Origin of the sequence: Actinomadura decatromicini, assembly GCF_008121305.1 — a bacterium.
Classification (GTDB): domain Bacteria; phylum Actinomycetota; class Actinomycetes; order Streptosporangiales; family Streptosporangiaceae; genus Spirillospora; species Spirillospora syzygii.
In genome coordinates, this window is sequence record NZ_VSRQ01000001.1 from 1308098 (window position 1) to 1328140 (window position 20043).

The 20043-nt window shown below is 70.9% G+C and carries 18 protein-coding genes and 1 pseudogene; 7 read left to right on the forward strand and 12 right to left on the reverse strand.

The annotated features are described in order from the left end of the window. Positions 1 to 70: 70 nt before the first annotated feature. On the reverse strand, positions 71 to 628 hold the full coding sequence (locus FXF68_RS05305) for a heme-binding protein (RefSeq protein WP_148757726.1): 558 nt from the start codon (positions 626 to 628) through the stop codon (positions 71 to 73). 398 nt (positions 629 to 1026) lie between these two features. Between FXF68_RS05305 and FXF68_RS05310 the strand changes: the two genes are divergently transcribed. Further along, entirely contained in the window at positions 1027 to 1452 is a 426-nt protein-coding gene (locus FXF68_RS05310; protein ID WP_222869855.1) for a VOC family protein, read from the forward strand. Between the two features lie 99 nt (positions 1453 to 1551). Here FXF68_RS05310 and FXF68_RS05315 read toward each other — a convergent pair whose 3' ends face one another. The 5 genes from FXF68_RS05315 to FXF68_RS05335 all read right to left on the reverse strand — a co-directional run bounded on the left by FXF68_RS05315 (position 1552) and on the right by FXF68_RS05335 (position 8283). After that, positions 1552 to 2766 carry a hypothetical protein gene (locus FXF68_RS05315; RefSeq protein WP_187437739.1) on the reverse strand — a complete coding sequence of 405 codons (1215 nt, stop codon included), beginning with the start codon at positions 2764 to 2766 and terminating at the stop codon, positions 1552 to 1554. A 269-nt stretch (positions 2767 to 3035) separates the two neighbouring features. Continuing rightward, the gene (locus FXF68_RS05320; RefSeq protein WP_148757729.1) at positions 3036 to 3794 is read right to left on the reverse strand and encodes a VIT1/CCC1 transporter family protein; all 759 of its coding nucleotides are present in this window, start codon (positions 3792 to 3794) and stop codon (positions 3036 to 3038) included. A 176-nt stretch (positions 3795 to 3970) separates the two neighbouring features. Continuing rightward, entirely contained in the window at positions 3971 to 4366 is a 396-nt protein-coding gene (locus FXF68_RS05325; RefSeq protein ID WP_148757730.1) for an MmcQ/YjbR family DNA-binding protein, read from the reverse strand. A gap of 97 nt (positions 4367 to 4463) precedes the next feature. Beyond that, on the reverse strand, positions 4464 to 4835 hold the full coding sequence (locus FXF68_RS05330) for a hypothetical protein (protein ID WP_148757731.1): 372 nt from the start codon (positions 4833 to 4835) through the stop codon (positions 4464 to 4466). A 28-nt stretch (positions 4836 to 4863) separates the two neighbouring features. Continuing rightward, complete coding sequence (locus FXF68_RS05335; RefSeq protein WP_148757732.1) at positions 4864 to 8283, reverse strand: CHAT domain-containing protein; 3420 nt, start codon at positions 8281 to 8283, stop codon at positions 4864 to 4866. On the opposite strand from FXF68_RS05335, the gene FXF68_RS05340 reads away from it, so the two are divergent. The 4 genes and pseudogenes from FXF68_RS05340 to FXF68_RS05355 form a co-directional block, all read left to right on the forward strand. Then, on the forward strand, positions 8236 to 8667 hold the full coding sequence (locus FXF68_RS05340) for a hypothetical protein (RefSeq protein ID WP_148757733.1): 432 nt from the start codon (positions 8236 to 8238) through the stop codon (positions 8665 to 8667). The two genes, FXF68_RS05335 and FXF68_RS05340, sit on opposite strands and share 48 nt — an antisense overlap. 87 nt (positions 8668 to 8754) lie before the next feature. Further along, positions 8755 to 9180 carry a ChaB family protein gene (locus FXF68_RS05345; RefSeq protein ID WP_148757734.1) on the forward strand — a complete coding sequence of 142 codons (426 nt, stop codon included), beginning with the start codon at positions 8755 to 8757 and terminating at the stop codon, positions 9178 to 9180. 78 nt (positions 9181 to 9258) lie between these two features. Further along, positions 9259 to 10071, forward strand: a complete 813-nt coding sequence (locus FXF68_RS05350; RefSeq protein WP_148757735.1) for an MBL fold metallo-hydrolase — start codon at positions 9259 to 9261, stop codon at positions 10069 to 10071. A gap of 87 nt (positions 10072 to 10158) precedes the next feature. Next, positions 10159 to 10533 (forward strand): annotated as a pseudogene (locus tag FXF68_RS05355) (RipA family octameric membrane protein); the annotation flags it as partial. A gap of 24 nt (positions 10534 to 10557) precedes the next feature. Here the strand turns inward: FXF68_RS05355 and FXF68_RS05360 are convergent. The 3 genes from FXF68_RS05360 to FXF68_RS05370 form a co-directional block, all read right to left on the reverse strand. Continuing rightward, a complete protein-coding gene (locus FXF68_RS05360; RefSeq protein WP_246178326.1) occupies positions 10558 to 12891 on the reverse strand; it encodes a sensor histidine kinase in 2334 nt (777 codons plus the stop codon). A gap of 283 nt (positions 12892 to 13174) precedes the next feature. Further along, complete coding sequence (locus FXF68_RS05365; protein WP_148757738.1) at positions 13175 to 14104, reverse strand: terpene synthase family protein; 930 nt, start codon at positions 14102 to 14104, stop codon at positions 13175 to 13177. A gap of 143 nt (positions 14105 to 14247) precedes the next feature. Further along, positions 14248 to 15681, reverse strand: a complete 1434-nt coding sequence (locus FXF68_RS05370) for a cytochrome P450 (protein ID WP_148757739.1) — start codon at positions 15679 to 15681, stop codon at positions 14248 to 14250. Between the two features lie 411 nt (positions 15682 to 16092). Here FXF68_RS05370 and FXF68_RS44390 point away from each other — a divergent pair, with 411 nt between their 5' ends. Further along, positions 16093 to 16224, forward strand: coding sequence for a hypothetical protein (locus FXF68_RS44390; protein WP_281292131.1), 132 nt, complete (start codon positions 16093 to 16095; stop codon positions 16222 to 16224). Positions 16225 to 16369: 145 nt separating this feature from the next. Here the strand turns inward: FXF68_RS44390 and FXF68_RS05375 are convergent, their stop codons facing one another. Then, on the reverse strand, positions 16370 to 17413 hold the full coding sequence (locus tag FXF68_RS05375) for a quinone oxidoreductase family protein (protein ID WP_148757740.1): 1044 nt from the start codon (positions 17411 to 17413) through the stop codon (positions 16370 to 16372). 167 nt (positions 17414 to 17580) lie between these two features. Between FXF68_RS05375 and FXF68_RS05380 the strand changes: the two genes are divergently transcribed. Beyond that, positions 17581 to 18207, forward strand: a complete 627-nt coding sequence (locus tag FXF68_RS05380) for a TetR/AcrR family transcriptional regulator (RefSeq protein WP_148757741.1) — start codon at positions 17581 to 17583, stop codon at positions 18205 to 18207. Positions 18208 to 18227: 20 nt separating this feature from the next. Here FXF68_RS05380 and FXF68_RS05385 read toward each other — a convergent pair whose 3' ends face one another. Further along, positions 18228 to 18992 (reverse strand): class II aldolase/adducin family protein, encoded by a 765-nt coding sequence (locus FXF68_RS05385; protein WP_148757742.1) that lies wholly within the window; start codon positions 18990 to 18992, stop codon positions 18228 to 18230. Next, positions 18989 to 20008: a methyltransferase gene (locus FXF68_RS05390; protein WP_148757743.1), complete on the reverse strand. Its 1020-nt coding sequence runs from the start codon at positions 20006 to 20008 to the stop codon at positions 18989 to 18991. The genes FXF68_RS05385 and FXF68_RS05390 overlap by 4 nt, the downstream gene beginning before the upstream one ends. Positions 20009 to 20043 lie beyond the last annotated feature (35 nt).

Genomic DNA, 20043 nt, shown 5'->3' on the forward strand with positions numbered 1-20043 from the left:
TGCAAGACGCTGCACTAATTCGGGTGACATTTCTCGGTGACGCAGCCGCTACTGCCGGCGCAGGCCGCGTTCACGAGTGGGCGGACGGCCGTGCCCCCTTCCGTCCGCCGGAGTGGTAGATGGCGTTGAGCACCGCGTTGGCGATGCGCTCGTCGATGCGTCCGTCCGGGGCGCCGCCGACGCCGATGCCCGCGATCGGGAACCCCCGGTAGACGACGGGGACGCCGCCGGGCAGGGTGAGCGTCCCGGGGATCTTGTTGACGGTCGCGTTGTCGGTCAGTTCGCTGGTGGGGCGGCCGAACGCGACGGCGGTGTAGGCCTTGCGCTTGGCGGACTCATACGTCTGCGGGCCCGCCTTCCGCGTCCGGACGACCTCGCGGATCACGCCCGAGCGCTCCATGATGACCATGGTCACCCGCTGGTCGCCCTCCCGCTCGGCCGCCTCGACCAGCGCCGCGGCCGCCCGCACGAGCGACTTGTTCGACAGGACGTGGTCCACGGGGAAGGGCCCGTGATCCGTCCGGGCGACGGCGGCGAGCGCGCTGGTGTCCGCAACCGCGGTGCCGACGCCCCCGGCCGTGACGATCCCGAGTGCGGCGACCCCTGCGATGAAGTGTCGATATGACATCAATTCTCCCGAGTATCCGGTCAAGTCGGCCGGTCTCGGCCGCGATGCTCGCGATACCCGCGTCCTCGTCCACACCCCGGGCCCGCCGATTCCTTGGACGGCACCAGAAAAGATCATTGACCACCGCACCGCCGCCAGACCAAGACCTGGCGAACCGACATACCGTTCCACGGGCGGACCTTGCCATCCTCGTCAGGTGGACAAGGTAGCCACGCCTGTTCCGCCGGGCTGACCCAGCGATCGCCTACGGTTCGTTCCTTCCCGGCCCGTGGAAGTCCTCGGACGGGTCAGTTGGTCTGGGGATGTCGAGAACGCGGGGTCGGCTTCGTCCCAGGGACACCATTGGTCGCGACTGGCCACGGCAACGACGAAGGAGAACCACCATGACGATTCAGCGGATGGACAACGTCGGCATCGTCGTCGACGACCTGGACGCCGCCGTCGCCTTCTTCTCCGAACTCGGCATGGAGTTGGAGGGCAAGGCGCAGGTCGAAGGGCCCTGGGCGGACCTCACCGTCGGGCTCGACGGCGTCCGCTGCGATATCGCGATGATGCGCACCCCAGACGGCCACAGCCGATTGGAGCTGGCGAAGTACCAGACCCCCGCGGCGGTCAGCGTCGGGCAACGGGACCAGCCGCACAACACCCTGGGAATGCACCGCGTCATGTTCGCGGTCGACGACATCGAGGACACCGTTGCCCGCCTGCGCCCTCACGGCGCCGAGCTCGTGGGCGGCGTGGCGCGGTTCGAGGACAGCTACCTGCTCTGCTACGTCCGCAGCCCCGAGGGCTTCATCGTCGGACTGGCCGAGCAGCTCGACTAGAGCATGTCTGACAATCGGGCGGAGCCGGATCCCGGCAGTTGCCCGGCGGGGGACGGGCACCACGAGGCGAGGACGCGCGTCATTCCCGGCCCCCGCTCGTCAGGAGGCGCCGGGGCGCCAATGGGTGCCGTCCGGTGTGTCGCGGACCTCCACCCCGATCGTCTGGAGCACGTCCCGAACGGTGTCGGCGAGCGCGAAGCATCCCGTCCGGCGAAGCTCGGCGCGGACGCCGATCAGCGGTTCCACCACCGGTTCCAGCACGTCGCGGGGATCGGTCAGGCCACGGCCCGCCGTCTGCCCGAGCCGGACGATCAGGCTGCGCATCACGTCCCTGGCCCAGTCGGTGCCGCCCTCGTCCTCCTCGGTGTCGCCGGCCCACTCGGCCACGGCGGCGTCGATGTCCAGGACGGCCCGCACGAGTGCCTCGGCGTCGCGCTCGCGGAGCCCGGTCTCGAAGCGTTCCTCGCAGTCGACGACGGTGTCCCGCAAGGTCGCCTGGGGCGCCGCCGGTGCCGCGTCCTCGTCCCGCCGCCGCCGGGCCGCCGGTCGCGCGGCCTCGCCGCGCACCAGCGCACGCAGCTCGGCCAGGCTCACCGACCCGCCGGACGGCACGATCACGCTCTCCCCCCGCCGCCGGACGGTCATGACGCCCCGTCCCCGCACCTCCACCGCGTCCCGGCCGACGTCGACCAGCGCGGCGGTGTGCTCGTCCAGGCCGAGCACGGCGGCGTCGTCGGGGAGTTCGCGCTCCAACGCCCGCAACCGGCGCTCCCCGAGGTAGCAGTACCGGGTGTCGTGCGTGCCGCCCTCGGCGTTGTCGTAGTGCGGGATCATCGCGACCTTCAGCCCGAGCCGGCCGAGGACGTCCAGGCCGTCCAGCCAGTGCGGGCGTGCGCCGGACTTGTAGATCTCATAGACCGGCAGCGCGTACGCGCCCAGCGTGCACGCCGCCGCCGAGGCGAACACGAGGGCGGCGCGTCCCGTCCGCGCGTGGTCGGCCAGGGCCTCGCCCACCGGACGGTCCCGCCACTGCGCGAGGGCGTACGACGGGCTGCCCGGACCGGCGAACACCCAGTCCGCGCCGCGCACCGCGGCAAGGCCCACGTCGCCGTCGGCCTCCCCGCCCGCGCCGATCTCGGCGGATCCGCGCAGACCCGGCGGGACGTCCACCTGTAACCCGACACTGCGCTCGAAGTAGCTCTGCGCCCGCGCCGAGATCTCGGCGACGTTCTCCTGGAAGCCGTAGGGCGTGTCCAGGAGCACCGCCGATGCCGGACGCAGCCGAGCGACGAGTTCCCGGTGCACGCTCACCATCGTCGGAGCGGTCTCCCCGGATCCCATCAAGACCAGGACGGGTTTCCGCGCCCCGCCCTTCAAACCGGCTCCCGACTTCGCAGCCCCATTATCCCGGTGAACCCGCGCATACCTGTAAGGATCGCACCGCCCCAGCAGCGCGTCCACGGCCAATCGCCATACCCGGACGCTACAGCAGCAAAGGAAAGCGTTTCACAGCCATCTCACCGAAACCCGATGAGCCTTTCTCCCGCAATTCACACAACCCAATCAATACATGGTTCGCGGGCTTATCGCGTTCCCGATCCTGCATGCCAGGTGGCGTCGAACAGGGCGCCCACGTAATAGGTGACGGCGGCGGCGAGCAGGATGATGAGGAGTTGGCGGACGGCGCCGTACAGGACGGAGCGTCCGCTGGAGTAGGCGACGACCCCGCCCACCGCGAGCCCGGCTGCGCCGGTGGCGGCGATCGACAGCACGACGGCGGTCCGGCCGCCGATGAAGAACCAGGGCAGCAGCGGCGCCAGCGAGCCCAGCCCGAACAGGCAGAAGGACGAGACCGCGGCCCGCCAGGGCGAGCCCAGCTCCTGCGGGTTGACGCCCACCACGCGGCGCGCCGAGGTCGAGAACAGCGTCCCCTCGTCGCGCGCCACCTCGTGCGCGGCCGCGCGCGCCATGTCGGACGGCAGCCCGGCGTCCTGGAGCATCTCCTCCAGCTTGCCGATCACCGCGCCCGGCTGGTCCCGGACGATGCGCCGCAGATCTCCCAGGACGCCCTTGAACAGCTCGACCTGGGCGGTCACCGAGATCCACTCGCCGGCGGCCATCGAGACCGCCCCGGCGACCATCCCCGCCACCCCGGCCAGTCGCGCGGCCGTCTGCCCCGACCCGGCGCCCGCCACGCCGAGGATGATGCACAGCACGCTGACCAGGCCGTCGTTGACCCCGAGCACGGCCGCCCGCGCCCCGCCCCGCTGAACCTGGGCGGCCCGGCGCGACAACGTCGTCGTGGCGGCATCTGTCTCCGCGTCCCCGCGCCCTCTGCCCATAGCGCCCCAGGACTAACGCCAAACCCCGCACCCGCCCTGCCTCGCCACACCCACCTGACAGACCACGACCCGATTGATGGCCTCCCCCTGAATCAGACTCCCCCGGCTCATTAGTGGGCTCGCCGTCTCGTGCACACTCTGGCCTGCGACGCGGCCCGCGCTGACAGCGGTCTCGCTCAGCCTGGGTCTGTGCCGGGTTGCTCGGCGGCGGTGTCGAGGTCGTCGGCGAGCGTGTCCGGGGCGCGCATGCGCCAGGCGTCGGTGACGAGTTCCTCCAGACGGTCGCGGTCCACTTCGCTCAGCCACAGCATGACCAGAGGCAAACCGTCGTAGGCGGGCGTGGTGAAGAAACGTTCCGGCTCACCGAGGAGCAACGCCTGTTTCTCCGCCTCGTCGCCGACGTACAGGACGGCGATGTCGGTCCGGATTACGCGCGACTTACCCGGTCTGCGCTCGGGATAGGACCAGACGAACCCTTTGCCGCCGACCCGGAAATCGAACCCGTCGCTGTCGATTTCGACCACGTGAGGTAGTGCGAGCGCCAATCGGCGAACGTCTTCGGCGTCAGCCATCCCGGTCGCTCCCAGACACCGGTTTCAGCACATGCGCAGGCTATCGGGCCCATAGACCGGGGACGAGACCAAGGCAGCCGGAACCCGAACGAGCCGTTTAGGAGGGCGGGAAGGTGATGCGGACGGTGTGGGTGTCGGGAGGTGCGCTGGCGGCCAGGGTTTGGGCGGCTTCGGTGCCGGTGGTGTGGAACTGGATGATCGCGGTGTGGGTCGTGGTGGGAGTTTGAAACTCCACGTGGACCGTGGCGGTGTCGGCCTCGCGGAGGGACTGTTGGCGGCGGTGACGCCAAGCCATCCAGAGGCCGGTGGCGGCGGCGGTGAGGGTGCCGCTGGCCAGGTTGACGGAGATGCCCACCAGGAGGTCGGTGGTGGGGCCTCGGTGTCCGGTGGGGCTCTGGGCGGGCGTGAAGTCGCCCAGGGATGCCAGATCCTCCGGGGTCAGGCCGCTGTTCTCAAGTTCTAGGCGCATCAAGGCTCCGGGGAGAAAGTGGAAGGGGTCAGGCGTGCATGATCCAGGGGGCGGAGAGTTCGGTGGTGGGGGTGGCGGCGTTCAGGGCCCGGACCAGGGTGGCCGGAGTGGGGTCGGTGTCCAGCGTGTGGGTCAGCGCGTCCACGATCAGGGGTGACCAGGTCTCATCGTGAATGGGACGGAGCGGCGAGATCACGAGGTCGGCTCCGGCGCGGAGGAAGGCCGTGGCGGTCGGGGGTTCGCTCACCCGGCCCAGAGGAACGGCTCGGCCGCCCGCGCAGATCGTCAGGACCACGACCAGGCCCGGGTTGACGTCCAGGGCGGCCAGTTCCGAGGGCAGCACCCAGCGGTCGTGGAGGCGGAGGGCGGCGGCTCCGCCGAGTTCGGGGACGGGTTCGCAATGGGTCGACAACCATAAGAGGTCGGCGGTGCGGGCACTGTAGCGCAGGCGTTCCCAGGTGACCTGTTCCTGGAGCACCGGCGCCGTGCCGAACAGCGCCGCGACGGCACGGGCCTCTTCCAAGGCACCGGGCAGGCCGAGCGCGTCCTGCGGGCCCATCGGGTCGCCGAGCACCTCGACCCGGTCGGGGAAGGGCACCGTCGCCAACCCGAAGCGTGGACGCCGGCCGTGCCGCCGGACGACCACATGGTCCTGAGCCAGCGAACGTCCGGTGGCGTCGGGGAGGTTCTCGACCGGAACCTGCTCCCACGGCTCGCGCAGCCGCAGCGACACCTCCTCCGCCTCGCCCACGGTCTCCCGGAGGGCCGCTGCCAGGTGTTCCGCCGCTTCCGGGACCGCCGGAGCCACCCGGAGCGCGCCGACCGCGGCTTGCGCCTCGGCCCGTCCGACCGCGATGTCGGAGACCGTGACGTCCCGCCCGGACTCGGACCGGCAGGCGATCGCATGCGCCGCTCCCGCGCCCTGGACCAGGTCGAGGGCGGCCAGCCCGGGACGGGCGAACCAGCCGCCGATCTCGTCGCGCAGACGGTCGGTGTGCGCGGGCAGGACCTCCTCGGCCCTCGCCCTCAGCGCGAACACCTCCCGGATGGCCTGGGCGTCCTCGGGGGCGAGAGACGCCAGGGTGGTGTTCTCGATCGAGCGGAGGTCACGCACCGGGCCCGCCTCGGCGGCGGTCTGTCGCAGCTCCCCGATCTTCGCGATGGCCAGTTGGAGCCGCATCGGCAGCCGCTGGAAGGCGTCCCAGTAGCGGTTCTGTTGTTCGTCGCTCCGCGCCCCCGCCCCGTCCGGGTCGTCGACGTGCCGGACGCGGAACGCGAGCCCGCCGCCATGGGCGGCGACGAACTCCGCCGCCCAGCGGCGTTCCGCGGCGGCGGCATGGGCGTCCCCGAACGCCTCGGCGGCCGAAGCGGGCAGGAAGGTGAGCGCCAGCAACCGGTCGACGTGCGCGGCGACCCCGCGCCGTTCCGCCTCGGTGACCTGCGGACCCGCCTCGGCGGCCAGCGTCAGGGCCCGTTCCTTCGCCGGCGCCGCCACCATGAGGTCGAGCCCCACCTCGCGCCGCGCCTCCACCGAACCGCCGCCGGCCAGCGCCCAGGCCGCACCGGCCCAGCGCGGGACGCTCCAGTACCGGTCGAGCAGCGCCAACAGTCCTCGGGTGTAGAGGGCCTCGAACACCCGGGCCTTGACGTCGTCGACGGGCGCGTTGCCGAAGACGTTGGGACGCCCGTCCCCTTCGGGCAGCCGCTGGAACGACTCCAGCATGGTCTGGAGGTCGGGCGCCCATTGCGTGACGGGGCCTTTGGAGTACCGGAGAAGGTCGAACCAGGTCCCGAGCCCGTCGGCCGGAACCGAGAGCAGTCCGGCCGCCGCGTGCCAGCGCGCCGCTCCCCGCTCCCCGGTCGGCGACAGGCGTCGGCGCGGCTCGTCGTCCTCGGAGGCGGGCAGGCCGAGCAGCGTTTCGACCATGACCTTCTGCGCCTGGACGAGTCCGTCGCCGGGAACGGACGCCAGGGACGTCTCGAACCTGTCCCTGGCGACTTCGAGGGTGCCGTTGCGCAGCAGCACGTAGCCGATGTCGGCCTGGATTCCGGCCGTGTAGAGCGGGACGTGGTCGGCGCCCATCGCCCAACGGGCCAGCGTGAAGGCCGACAGGTGATCGTCCAGCGAGGCCAGATGCGTCGCCTGGCGGGACAGCCTGCCGCCCAGCTCACGGTGGTTGCCGCTGAGCACTGTGGCGCACAGGGAGAGGAAGCCGTGCCAGCGGATCACCCGGCCCGGTGCCCCGATCGTGTGGGCCAGCTCGGCGGCCTCCTGGTGCGCCGAGGCGAGCAGGTCATGGTCGGCCGGGGCGGCCACGTCGGCCAGGTGGGTCAGCGCCTCGTGCGCGGTGATCGGATCGTTGCCCTGCCTGGCGTTCTGGGCCAGCGTCAGCAACTGCCAGGGCTGACGCCGCCACCGCTCGGGATCGTTGAAGATCGATCCCGGGAGGAAGGGGTTCGGGTCGTACTCCGTCCCATGGCCGGGACGCTCTTCGGAGCGACCGGTGTAGTGGGACCTTCGGTGGCTCTGGTGCGCGATGTCATCGAGAAGGGCGTCCCTCGTGTCCGGATCGAGCTTCTCGGCCTCCCGCTCGGCCTGGGCGTACCAGTCGGACGCCTCGTCGAGACGGCGCAGGTCGCGCAGGGTGTTCGCGCCGTGCAGCCGGAACGTCACGACCTGCTCGGGAAGGATCTCCGGAAGGTCGGGTTCGAGGGTGAGCAGGAGGTCGAACGACTCCTGGATGCGGCCGCTCTCCCTGGTGATCGACGCCGCACAGCCGACGGCGTGTGCCCGAACGGCCGGGTTCTCGAACAGCGGGCACAGGATCGGATAGGACGTCAGGGGCTGCGGCGCCAGGTGCCAGATCTTCTTCTCGACCACGAAGTGGAAGAAGGCGACGAGCGCCGCGAGCCCTTCGGCGCGTTCCTCAGGTGAGAGCGCGTCGATCTCGGTGGCCTGTTCGCAGAGAGAGGCCGCGCGTAGGGCTCCGTGGCCGAGCCCGCGCAGGTGAGCCTCGTTCTCCCTCAGGGGCGCGTCAGTGACGTCCTCTTCGGGGGCCTCCTCGATGAGGGTTCGGAGATCGGGATAACGGTGCGTCCGGTTCTCGGCCTCGTCGTGGAGCGCCGCGCCGACCGCCGAGGCCACGCCCCGGGACTCCCGGAGGAAGACGTCCCGGAACTCTGGTTCCCGCTCCTTCAACCAGGACTGGATCCGGGCGTCGGCGGCACTGCTGGTCTCCCGTGCGCCGAGGCCTTCGAGGACGCCCGAGACCGTGATCCACAACACCGCCGCGAGGCGCGGGTCCGGGCTGCGGACTATCAGCTCGATGTAGCCGTCCAAGGGACGCGGCGCGAGCCCGAGGGCCTCGTGTTCGAGCAGGTAGGACAGGAGGACCCCGAAATGAAGGAGCTGCTGCGCTCTCTCGGTCTCGTCCAGCGGATCGAGCAAGGCCGGGTCCCCGCACAGTTCGACGGCCCTGACGACGATCGCCCCGAGCTCCTGCGCCTCCGCCTCGGACTCCCCGTCGCCACCCTCGAAAGAGACGCACTCATCAATGATTTCCGAAAGACCGATATTCCTTCTCGGTGTACTTTCGACTTCCTTGACGAGAGCGGCCCCGACCCGAGCGAAGAAATCGCCCGCCTCCCCAGTCCCCATACCCACGACCCTACGCCAGAGATAGCCGAAGAATCCTCGATCGAGGAGCAGCAGGAAGGGTGCCCATCGCGAATAGAAGGCTTAGAGCAGCAGTTCGTCCGAACGGCCGATCACGGACACCTCGACCCGCCTCGCTCGCACCGCGTGGCCGACCTGGCCGAGTGCTCCAGGTGAGGATCAGCGTCAGACCCAGGTGGATATCGCCGCTTAACGGGTAGTCCGAGCCTCGACACGCGCGAGAACGACGGGAGGAGTCTGAAGATGCCGAAGAGCACCCGCACGGGGAAGGCCAAGAAGAGCGAGCTGCCCGACACCATCAAGCGTTCGGACGCCAAGGCCCAGCGCACCTTCGCCAAGGCGCACGATTCGGCGGCCGAGGAGTACGGCGAGGGGGAGCGGGCCCACCGCGTCGCGTACTCGGCGCTCAAGCACACCCACGAGAAGGTCGGCGATCACTGGGAGCCCAAGGAGAAGGGCGCCAAGGGCCCGTCCGACGCGCAGGCCGAGGGCGGACGCAACACCCGCCGCAAGACCGCGGGCGGCGTGGACGCCAACGCCTCCAAGAAGCACCTCTACGACGTGGCGAAACGACTCGACGTACCGGGCCGCTCGACCATGTCCAAGGACGAGCTCGTGAAGGCCATCGAGAAGGCCAACAAACGCAAGACCGCTCAGTCGAGATCGTGACCAGCGGGGTCAGCCAGGAGATCACCAGGCCGTCCTGACATCCCGGGCCTGGAACCGGCCGAGGTCAACGGGGGAACCATGCCTGATGACGCGATCACCCTGACCTTCATAGGGAACGCGACGACGATCATCCGGTACGGCGGGGTGACCCTGCTGACCGATCCGAACTTCCTGCGCCGGGGCCAGCGCGCCCATCTCGGCTACGGCATCACCAGCAGGCGGTTGAAGGACCCGGCCATCACCGTGGACGGCCTGCCCGCGCTCGACGGCGTCGTCCTGTCGCACCTGCACGACGACCACTGGGACCGGGTGGCCGAGCAGCACCTCGACCGCCGCCTGCCGATCGTCACCACGGGTGCGGCGGCCCGCGCGCTACGCGACCGCGGATTCCAGGAAGCCGCGGCCCTGCCCACCTGGCATACCGAGTCCTTCTCCAAGGAAGACCGCGAGATCCGGATCACCGCCCTGCCCGGTCGCCACGGGCCGGGCCCTCTGCGCCACCTGCTCCCACCCGTCATGGGCTCTCTTCTGGAGTTCGGCCCGATCGGCGGTGGCACCCGGTTCAGGCTCTACATCAGCGGCGACACACTCATGTACGACGAACTCGCCGAGATCCGCCGCCGCTACCCCGACATCGACGCCGGGCTCGTCCATCTCGGCGGTACCAGGCTTCTGGGGCTGCTCACCGTGACCATGGACGGCCGCCAGGGCGCGCAATGGCTGGAGACCACCGGCTGCGCCACCGCGATCCCCGTCCACTACGACGACTACACCGTGATGAAGTCGCCGCTGTCCGACTTCGAACGCGAGGTGACCCGGCGCGGCATGGGCGCCCGCCTGCGCCACGTCGACCGCGGCGGCACCCTCACCCTGGCACGAGCCACAGCGTGACCCACCACGACCGACTGCCATCCAGGCCCCTGACCTAGGGCGTCGGGGACTGCTCAGGCCAGGTCCGAAGACCGCTTCTGGCAGCACGCTGTGCATATTGACACCACGCTCTTTCAGCGGGCGAACCTCTTCCTCGTCGCGGAGTCGTTACTTGTGGTCGGCTATGCGACGATCATTTCGTCAGCGAAAGCCTCCGGCTCCCCGCTCAGCGCCGCCGACACGGAGTTCGCAGCGCGCGTCATCATCGCTTTCGGCCTCCTCCTCACCCTCACCTGGCTGTACGTCGGGCATCGGCATCTGCGGTTCTTCAAAGTGATCATCAGGCTGTGCCGTGAGCGGCTGCCCGAGTTCGCCGAGACCTACACGATGCGCGGACGGGGCCCCTCCTCCCTGCCACTCCTCACCTATGTGCTGCCTTGCCTGGCGGGCGCCATGTGGACGGCGCTGCTCGTCGTCACCTAGATCGTTGATGGTGGTCGGCGGCCGTCAGGCGTCGTCGTCCTCGGCGGCGGGGCCCTGGGATGCGGTCGGGCCTTCGGCGCTGTCCGGGTCCTTGTCGGCGGCGTCGGCGCGGCCTCGGCGGGTCGCCTTCTGGTAGGAGTCGATCAACCGCCTGACCTCCTCGGGCGACCGTGTCGCGTCGGCGTCGTCCTCGGACGGCTGCGGCGCGGCGGCGGGCGGGTCCTCCTTCAGAGGCGCGGCGAGGCTGGCCTGGGGCACCCGGACGGGCAGTCCACCCGGGGTGGCGGGGTCGGTGATGATGGCCTTCTCGGGCTCGGGCTCGGGCTCGGACTTGGCCGGGGGCGCGGCGGCGGCGCGCTCGTCGCCGTCGCCGGGCGTCGCGACCAGGGCCAAAGACTGCTTGCCGGGAGGCAGCGGTGTTTGACCGCCGGTGGTCGTCGCGGGCGCGGCATCGGCCGACGCGGCTTCGGCGCCGACCTGAACCAGCTGGCGGGCCTGTTCGGGCACGGCGACCGGTTCCTTGATCTCACTGATCAGTTCCCTCGGGATGACCACGACCGCGGTGATCCCCCCGTACGCGGACCGCTTCAGCATGACCTTCAAGTCGTGGCGCTGGGCGAGCCTCCCCACGACGAACAGGCCGAGCTGGGGCGCGCTGTGCAGGTTGAAGTCGGGCGGGTCGGCGAGGCTCGTGTTGATCTCGTCGAGTTTCTCGTCCGTCATGCCGAGCCCGCGGTCCTCGATGTCGATGGCGAAGCCGCTGGCGACCATCGTCCCGCTGACCTGGACGGCGGTTTCGGGCGGGGAGAACGACACGGCGTTCTCGATCAGCTCGGCGAGCAGGTGGGTGACGTCGCCGACCGCCGAACCCTTCAGGCTGATCGGGCCCAGCGGCAGGACGGTGACGCGCGTGTAGTCCTCGACCTCGCCCACCGCGCCGCGGATGGCGTCCACGAGCGGGACGGGGTCGCGCCACCCACGGGCGGGCAGCGCGCCGGACAGGACGATCAGGTTCTCGGCGTTGCGCCGCATGCGGGTCGCGAGGTGGTCGAGCCGGAACAGTTCCTCCAGTTCCTTGACCTCGATGTCGCGGCGGCGCTCCATCGTGTCGAGCATCGTGAGCTGCCGGTGCACGAGCGTCTGGGTGCGGCGGGCGAGGCTGAGCAGGACGTCCCGGATGCCGCGGCGCAGTTCGGCCTGCTCGACGGCGGTGCGCAGCGCGGTCTCCTGGACGTCGTTGAACGCCTGTCCGAGCTGCCCGATCTCGTCGGAGCCGAACTGGAGCGGCGGGGCCTCGGCGGCGACGTCGACCTTCTCGCCGTGCCCGAGCCGTTCGACGACGCTGGGCAGCCGCTGCTCGGCCAGCTCGCGGGCCGCGTCGCGGAGCAGCCGCAGTTGCCCGACCAGGGCACGTGCCGTGGTGATGGAGACCACGACGGCGGTGAGGAGCGCGAGCAGGCCGAGACCGGCGACCAGCACCAGTTTGACGATCACCAGGGTGCCGCCCGGCTTGGCCCGTCCGACCAGGTCGTCACCGCCGGCGTCGATGACCTGGTCGAGCTGGTCCAGGGTGGGCTGGGTGACCTGCCGCCACTGCTCGAGGGACACCGAGGGCCGTCCGCCGGGCCGGACCTGCTCGATGAGCCTGCTCTCCAGGCCCTCCAAGGTCCGGTAGAGGTTGGAGCCGGTGAGCCGCTGGTAGCGCGGCCGGTCGGTGGGCGGCAGGTGGCGGGCGGCGGTGTCGGAGTCGGCCTGCCGGATCCCGGCCAGCGCGACCAGCCGGTTGTGGTCCCCCGCGTCGAAGCGTCCCCTGGCCAGGATCCCGGTCACCAGGGCGTTCTCGCGCGACAGGGACTCGCGGGCGACGGTCAGCTCGATCAGCGCGCGACCGTCGGCCGCGACGTCCTTGTCGTCCAGTTCGGCGGTGGCCCGGCTGATCTCAAAGCACTCGTCGATGGCCTGGTTGTAGACCAGCATCGCCTCGTTGCGGCTGATGGCGCCGGTGTCGATCTGCTGCCGGACCGCCCGCAGCCGGTCGAGATAGGCGGCGACCTGACGGACGTGCCCCTTGGTCTTCTGGTCGTCGGTCTTGGCCGTGGTGAGCCGCCACTCCCGGACGAACCGGTCGGTCTGCGCGCGCTGCGCGGCCAGTTCCGCCGACACCCGCCGCGTGCCCGGACGCGCCCAGGCCGCACGTCCCAGTTCGAGCTGCGAGGCGCGGCGCTCGTCCTGCAGATGGTTGACCAACGTCTTGGTCGGTCGGCCGACCTGGCTGTCACGCTGAGCCGCCACGTACAGGCCGATGCCGTCGCTGATCGTCACCCACGCGGCGAAGGCCCACAACGCGAACAACGCCACCAGCGACAGGGTGATTTTCTGGCCCAACCGGAGGTTCGACGGACGATTCCGCTTACGGAGACGCACAGGCATCGGCAATTCCTCAAATCCAGCGACCCGGGGGAGGGAGGGGTGATGTGGTCCCGGTCCGGAGGACACCGGCCGTACGGGACGCCACCAGCCACGCGGAGCACATTAGCAACGCCGGGTAGGCCGGGAATGTGGAATGTCGGCTTCGTGCCGCTCGCCACACGAGCGGGGACAGTCGGGCTTTGCCGGGCGCCGCATTACGGTGGCGCGCGGGTCAAAGTCGCCGCCAATAGTCGTCGCCCGCGGAGTAGAAGGCGTCGGAGTACCGCAGTTGCCGGCGCAGGTAGTCGGCGCCGTCCGGACAGGGGCCGGCGAGGGCGTCGATCAGCGCCGCGCATTCGGTGAGCAGTTCGCCGATCCGCCGCTCAAGGACGTCGGGTGTCACCAGGCGAAGCGCGTTGAGGTCTCCGGTGTTCTGCTCCCGCTGCCAGGTGGCCAGGTCGTTGAACAGCCGCAACGTCTGCTGGACGCGCTGGCTGGCGTCCACCAGTCCGGGCAGGCACTCGGCGACCCCGGGCTCGTCGTGCGCGATCCAGTGGACGACGTTGACCCAGGTGGATCCGAAGTTGTCGGCGTTGTCCTGGTAATCCTCGAAGGTCGGCGGCGCTGCGGGGCCTTCGCGCGGGTCGGACGCGGCGCGCGCGAACCGCCAGTCCCATTCGCGGACCATGGCGGCGAGCATGGCGGCCAGGTGCCGCCGCCACAGCGGTCGGCGTTCGGCGAAGGCGGGATACGCGGCCAGGTCGTCGCGCAACTCGGCGAGGAACGCTCCCACCGCGTCCCCGGGCTCGGGGTCGGCGCCGTCGGCGACGGCCAGGCATCGCTGTCGCAGGCCGCGCACTTCCTCGCGGGAGCGTGCGCGGGTGTCGATCAGCCAGTCGACCGGGAAGACCCACAGCGAGGCCCGCGCTTCGTGCGCCAGGAGAGCCGCCGTGCTGCCGGGCGCCTGCGCGACGATGGCCCCGGCCAGCTTGCGCGGCAGTCCCCCGTCGAAGACGTCGGAAGGGAACAGGTCGCTGTAGCGCGCGATGGTGGACCGCAGGTCGTCCTCGCACTGAATCCGGAGGCGCTCGGTCACGTCCTCGGCTTGCGCCGGCTCCCCCTCCTGGGACGCTTGCCTGTTGAGCTGGTGCGCTGGCTGCATGGAGGCGGCTCCGTTGTCGGGACGGCGGCGGTTCGGGTTCTTCGCACCGGCGCGTGCGACCGCGCCCGGCACGACGGGGCGGGCCCTGGTCGAGCGCGGTCGGCACGACGGGGCGGGCCCTGGTCGAGCGCGGTCGGCGACGGTCAGACGCGCGGTTCGAGGGTGACCTGGACGTCCCGGTCCGGGTTCAGCGCCAGGCCGGGTTTGGGCCGGATGGGCGCCGAGCCGGCCGGCAGGTGAAGGCTCAGCCGATGGCGGCGCAGCAGCGACGCCAGGATGAGCAGGGCCTCCATTTCGAAGAACTGCTGCCCCAGGCAGGCGTGGTGCCCATATCCGAAGGCGAGGTCGGGCACCCCGTCCCGGAACTGCTTCTGGCGGGCCTTCTCGGCCTCGGGGGTGAACCGGTCGGGATCGAACCGGTCGGGATCGGGCCAGGCCCGCGGCAGCCGGTGGGTGAGGTACGGGCTGATCACGACGATCGATCCGGAGGCGATGCGCACGCCGTCGATCACGTCGTCCTGCTGCGCGACGCGGGGGATGATCCAGCCGACGGTGTACATGCGCAGCAGTTCGCGCAGGACGCGCTTGGTGTAGGTGAGCCGTTCGAGCTGCTCCAGCGTCGGCGTGCCGTGCTCGTCCGCCCCAGGGTCGGAGCCGATCTCGGCATCGATCTCGGCGTACAGTCGGGCCGCGACGTCGGGATGGTCGGCGAGCACCACCGGCAGCCAGCTCAGCGCGACCGCCGTGCTCTCACTCCCGGCGACCGCCAGCGCGACCAGTTCGTCGCGGATCTGCCGGTCTGTACGGCCGCGCCGCGCCAGCATCGAGGCGATCCCGGCGTTGCCCGGTTTCCGCGCGGCCTCCACCAGCGGCTGGATGACGCGGTCCACGGTGCGCACCGACCTGCGGAACCGCCGGTCGCCCGGCAGCGGGATCCAGTTCGGCATCCAGGGCACCAGCAGCCGCGGGACGATCGACGTGGTCGCGGTCCGGACCGCCCGGCCCACCAGCTCGGCGTCCTCGACGCTGATCCGTCCGCCGAAGAACAGGTCGTTGACGGCGCGGTGGATGACCCGGGTCGCCTCCCAGTAGATCTCGAAGACCTCTCCCGGCGCCCGGCGCTGGACGAGGTCGTCGACGGCCCGGGTGACCACCGGCGCCCAGCCCGGGTAGACCTCCCGCAGGTGCCCGGCGGCGAACTGGGGTTGCAGCGCCCGGCGCGCCTCGGCGTGCTTGTCGCCCTCGCCGCCGATGTTGTCGCCCACCAGCCGCTGCATGGCGTCCCACATCATGCCCTGCCGCGGGTAGCAGTCCCTGGCGCGGGTCACCAGGACGTGCTTGACGTCGTCGGGCCGCGTCACCAGGTAGGGCCGGACCAGTCCCAGGTTCAGGCGGGTGATCGCGCCGTCCCGCTCCTGCACGATCTGGGAAAGGGCGCGGAGGGGGTCTTCGCGCAACGGTCCGGCGAGACGGCGGAACGCGATGCTCTCGGCCGCGCGCGGACGCTCGGACCGGGACGGCCGCCGAGGGGACAGGGCCTGCGGGGATTCGCTGGAGGAACGGGCGTCGATCGACATGGCGCTTCACCTCGGGGGTCTGCTGCCGGGCGGTGCCGCCCCGGCGGCGCGGCACCCTGATGGGGGACGGTGAAGTCGGACCCGGCCGCCATGGGCCGGTGAGGCGTTCCCGCGCGGGCGTGTGCGACAGTGACCAAGGCTCGACGGGACGACCCGATCGGCTTGGCCCTGGCGTGTCCGCGCGCCGGAAGAGGCACCCGTCGGTCATGTCGCCGGGACGATGATCACAGGCTCACATCGACGGTTGCCCACCTCCCAGACGGACACAAACACGCCTAATCAGCAATGACCAACAGCAAAATATCATCTACCGGACATACCGGTGGAGATTGCCTCAGGGTAAGGATCATGCATCCTCGCGGCCAGAAGCTCGGGACCTGGCCGACGCAGCCCACGTGAAGGAACGGCTCGATGACCTTGCTCGCCCGGCACGGTCCCGAGTGGACCTTCATCGACCACCACCAGTTCTTGCTCATAGAACCTGATCAGTTGAATTTCATGCCCGAGGAAGACGAAAAGCTCAGCAACACCCGGCCGCGATGAGTTTCGCCAGCCGGGTCGGTCTACCACTCGTACGCCATCGAGCCACGACTGGAGACCCACCACGAGGAAACCCGCACCGTGTCGGCCCCAACCTCGATCAACCGCCGCACCTGCCCGGTGAAAGCGTCGGATTCGCGCGGGGAGGTTAGGGGATTTCGAGGATGGTCTGGCCGGAGGCGGTGCCCTCTTCTAGCTGGCGGTGGGCTAGAGGGGCGTCTGTCCATGGGAGTTGGCGCAGGTGGAAAGGGGGTGGGCGGAAACCGGCGCGGACGTCCTGCCAGAGGGCCCCGATCTGTCGGCGGTTGCCGGTGCGGACTCCGATGAGTGACTGGCTGCGCAGGTAGAACGGAAGCAGCCGCAAAGGGACGGGGTCGTGCTCGATGGCGCCGGAGACGACTATGCGCCCCATCGTCGCGAGCGCCGGGCGGTATGCCTCCCACAGCGCGGGGACGCCCAGGTTGTCGATCACGCAGTCGACGCCCTCGCCGCCGGTGGCTTCGCGAATGTGGTCGGCGAGGTCGGCGGTGGCGTCCAGCGCCGCGGCGAGCGGGAGGCCGGTGAGACCGTCCGGGCGGCGGGACGTGCGGGCGACGCCGATCACCGTGGCGCCCCGGTACGCGGCGAGCGCGGCGACCGTGGACCCAAGGGAGCCGGACGCGCCGACCACGAGCACGGTGCCGCCTTCCCGCACGTCACCGGCGTCGAGCTGGGCGCGGGCCACCGGGCCGTTCGCGGCCAGGGACGCGGCTTCGGCATCGCTGACATCGTCCGGCAGGACGTGCACCCCGGCGGCCGGGGCGACGCAGTACTCGGCGTAACTGCCTGGACGGTGCACGCCGATTAACGCGAGGCTCGGACACGCCTCCTCGCGGCCTCGCTGGCAGGCACGGCATTTGCCGCAGGGCAGGATGGCCGACACCCCGACCCGGCGGCCGACCAAGGCGGCGCTCACACCCGGTCCGGCGGCGTCGACCACACCGGCGTGCTCGGTGCCCAGCACGTGCGGGAAACGCCTGATGAGGGAGCCGAAGGGGGGACGTCCTGCGCGGGTGGCGACGTCCTTGGTCCGGGCCACGGCTACCGCGCGCACCCTGACCCGGACCTCTCCGGGGCCGGGCTCCGGTGTCGGCACCTCCCCCGCCCGCAGGACGTCCGGGCCGCCGAACCCGGTGAGGAGGACGGCCTTCACCGCGCGCGCCCCTCGGCGGGCCCGGCAAAGGCGATTCGCGGACGCGGGAGCACGGCCATTCCGGGCGACGCCCCTTTCCTCGGAATGCGTGAACTGAAATGGCGCGGCGTTCGTCCGGCATTCGGCCTGCGAGCTGCGGCATTGGTTACGGCTTGTAGCATGGGCTTGTGAGCGAGAGGGATTCCCGGGGGGCCGCGGCGGGCCTGCGCGCGGCGGGCGTCGCGCGTACCCGGCGCGCGATCGTCACCGCCGCCCGGAAGCATCTGATCGAGGTCGGCTACCACCGGCTGAGCCTGGAGCAGGTCGCCGCGGACGCGGGAATCACCCGGGTCACGATCTACCGCCAGTTCGCGTCGAAGCTCGGCCTGCTCGACGCGGTCGCCGACGACCTGGCCCAGCGCTCCCAGGTGGTGCGCGGCATGGAGACCGCCGCGGCGATGGCCGACCCGGCCGCCGCGTTCCGCGCCATGGTCGCGGAGCTGTGCCGGTTCTGGGGCACCGACCCCGACCTGTTCCGCAGGCTGATCGGCCTCGCCGCCGTGGACCCGGAGGCCGACCAGGTCGTGGGGAGCCGGGAGCAGTGGCGTTACGACCAGGTCGCCGCCTTCGTCCGAAGGCTCGCCGACGACGGGCGCCTCCGCGGCGACGCCGACGTCGACCGGTCCGCGACCGCGATCGGGGCCGTCACCGGGTTCGTGCCGTGCGACGAGATGGCGATCCGGCTCAAGCTCCCCCACGACCAGCTGGACGGCCTCGTCATCACGCTCCTCAACGGAGTCGTCCGCCTCGACTAGGCCGATTTCCGGCTTCCGCATCATTCGAGCAGGTCCGGCTGCGTTCGGACGGTCTGGTGGTAGAGCGGCTGGAAGTTGAGCCAGCCGACGAACTCGCCGCCGAGCTGCCGGTGGGTGAGCGCGGCGCTCTCGTCGTCGATGTGGATCGGCTTCCCGGCGGCCTTCGCGAGGAGCTGAGCCTGGCACGACCGTTCCATGGAGATGAACCACCAGGTGGCGGCGTCCACGGACGTCCCGACCGTGAGCAGCCCGTGGTTGCGCAGGATGACGGCCTTCGCGTCGCCGAGCGCCGCCGCGAGGCGCTTGCCCTCCGCCTCGTCCAGCACCACGCCCGTGTAGTCGTCGAGGTATCCCTGGTCGTTGTAGAAGGCGCAGGAGTCCTGGGTGATGGGCTCGATCGGCTCGCCGAGCGAGGAGAGCGCCCGGCCGTGGATGGAGTGGCTGTGCGCGGCGGACTGGACGTCCGCGCGCGCCCGGTAGATCGCGGAGTGGATCGAGAACGGCGCCTCGTGCGTCTGGTGCTCCCCCTCGACGACCTCCCCCTGGTCGTTCACCAGAATGAGGTCGCTCACCCGGATATGGGAGAAGGGCATGCCGATCGGGTTGATCCAGAAATGGTCCTGGAATTCCGGGTCGCGGGCGGTGATGTGCCCGGCGACGCCGTCCTCGAAGCCGTGCGCCGCGAACAGGCGCAGCGCGGCCGCCAGCCTTTCCTTGCGGTGTCGGCGCTCCTCCTCCACCGAGGAGAACTCGGGCGGGACGAGGTCGATGGAACGGCTCGTCATTTGTCCTCCTCGTCGTCGAGGCGGAGCGCGAGGATCGAGATCTCGCCCTCGGTGTGGACGCCGGCGACGCCGAGCCCGCGGTCGGCGGCGAGGGCCGCGACCTCGCCGACCGAGCGCTCCTGGCCGTTCAGGTAGACGAGCATCCGCAGGTCCATGGTGGTGCTCGGCGACTCGCCGTCCGGGCCGTACTCCCCGACGACGAGCACCACCCCGTCGCTTCCCGCCGCCTCGGCGCAGCGCCCGAGGATGGCCTTCGCGTCCTCGTCGTCCCAGTCGTGCAGGACGTCGGACAGCACGTACGCGTCGGCGCCGGACGGGAGCGGATCGAAGAAGCTGCCGGAGCGGACGTCGACGCGGTCGGCCATGCCCGCCTCCTCGAAGGCGCGCACCGCCGCCTCGGCGGCCTCCGGGAGTTCCACCAGCGTGCCGCGAAGGTTCGGGTACTCGGTGAGGAGCGCTCTCAGCAGCGCCCCGTTGCCGCCGCCGACGTCCACCACGTGCTTGAGCGAACCCCAGTCGTAGGCCGCCACGATCGACGGGGCCACCCCGGCGAGGTTGATCGCCATCATCGCGTTGAAGGAATCCGAGAGGGCCGGGTCGGCGGACAGGTCCTCCCACAGGGACCGCCCGTAGCGCTCGGTGTAGGCGTTGGTTCCGGCGCGCACGGTGCCCGGCAGCTCCACGAGGGCCAGCTCGGCGCGTCCGAGCGCGCCGTCGACGTCCAGGCGCTTGCGCAGGTGGGACGGGTGGTCGTCCCGGAGCGCCTCGCTTACCGGCGTCAGCCCGTACCGTCCCTCCTCGTCCTCGCTGAAGACGCCCGCGTTGGCCAGGTGGCGCAGCACCCGGTCGAGCGGGCCCGCGTTCACCTTCACGGTGTCGGCGAGCTCCGCGGCGGTGCGCGGGCCCTCGGCGACGTGGTCGGCGATGCGCAGCGTCGCCGCCACCCTGATCGCCATCGGCACGCTGAGGTCCGCGAGTTGCCCCAGGTTTCCAACCGATCCGTTCTGCTGCGTCATATCCGGTGGCTCCTTGTTGTCATGCGGCGAGGTTG

Bases quoted from the DNA above. Each gene is read 5' to 3' on its own strand.
- FXF68_RS05305 (WP_148757726.1), bottom strand. From the start codon at position 628: ATGTCATATCGACACTTCATCGCAGGGGTCGCCGCACTCGGGATCGTC.
- FXF68_RS05310 (WP_222869855.1), top strand. From the start codon at position 1,027: ATGGACAACGTCGGCATCGTCGTCGACGACCTGGACGCCGCCGTCGCC.
- FXF68_RS05315 (WP_187437739.1), bottom strand. From the start codon at position 2,766: ATGGTGAGCGTGCACCGGGAACTCGTCGCTCGGCTGCGTCCGGCATCG.
- FXF68_RS05320 (WP_148757729.1), bottom strand. From the start codon at position 3,794: ATGGGCAGAGGGCGCGGGGACGCGGAGACAGATGCCGCCACGACGACG.
- FXF68_RS05325 (WP_148757730.1), bottom strand. From the start codon at position 4,366: ATGGCTGACGCCGAAGACGTTCGCCGATTGGCGCTCGCACTACCTCAC.
- FXF68_RS05330 (WP_148757731.1), bottom strand. From the start codon at position 4,835: ATGCGCCTAGAACTTGAGAACAGCGGCCTGACCCCGGAGGATCTGGCA.
- FXF68_RS05340 (WP_148757733.1), top strand. From the start codon at position 8,236: ATGAAGGAGCTGCTGCGCTCTCTCGGTCTCGTCCAGCGGATCGAGCAA.
- FXF68_RS05345 (WP_148757734.1), top strand. From the start codon at position 8,755: ATGCCGAAGAGCACCCGCACGGGGAAGGCCAAGAAGAGCGAGCTGCCC.
- FXF68_RS05350 (WP_148757735.1), top strand. From the start codon at position 9,259: ATGCCTGATGACGCGATCACCCTGACCTTCATAGGGAACGCGACGACG.
- FXF68_RS05365 (WP_148757738.1), bottom strand. From the start codon at position 14,104: ATGCAGCCAGCGCACCAGCTCAACAGGCAAGCGTCCCAGGAGGGGGAG.
- FXF68_RS05370 (WP_148757739.1), bottom strand. From the start codon at position 15,681: ATGTCGATCGACGCCCGTTCCTCCAGCGAATCCCCGCAGGCCCTGTCC.
- FXF68_RS44390 (WP_281292131.1), top strand. From the start codon at position 16,093: ATGACCTTGCTCGCCCGGCACGGTCCCGAGTGGACCTTCATCGACCAC.
- FXF68_RS05385 (WP_148757742.1), bottom strand. From the start codon at position 18,992: ATGACGAGCCGTTCCATCGACCTCGTCCCGCCCGAGTTCTCCTCGGTG.
- FXF68_RS05390 (WP_148757743.1), bottom strand. From the start codon at position 20,008: ATGACGCAGCAGAACGGATCGGTTGGAAACCTGGGGCAACTCGCGGAC.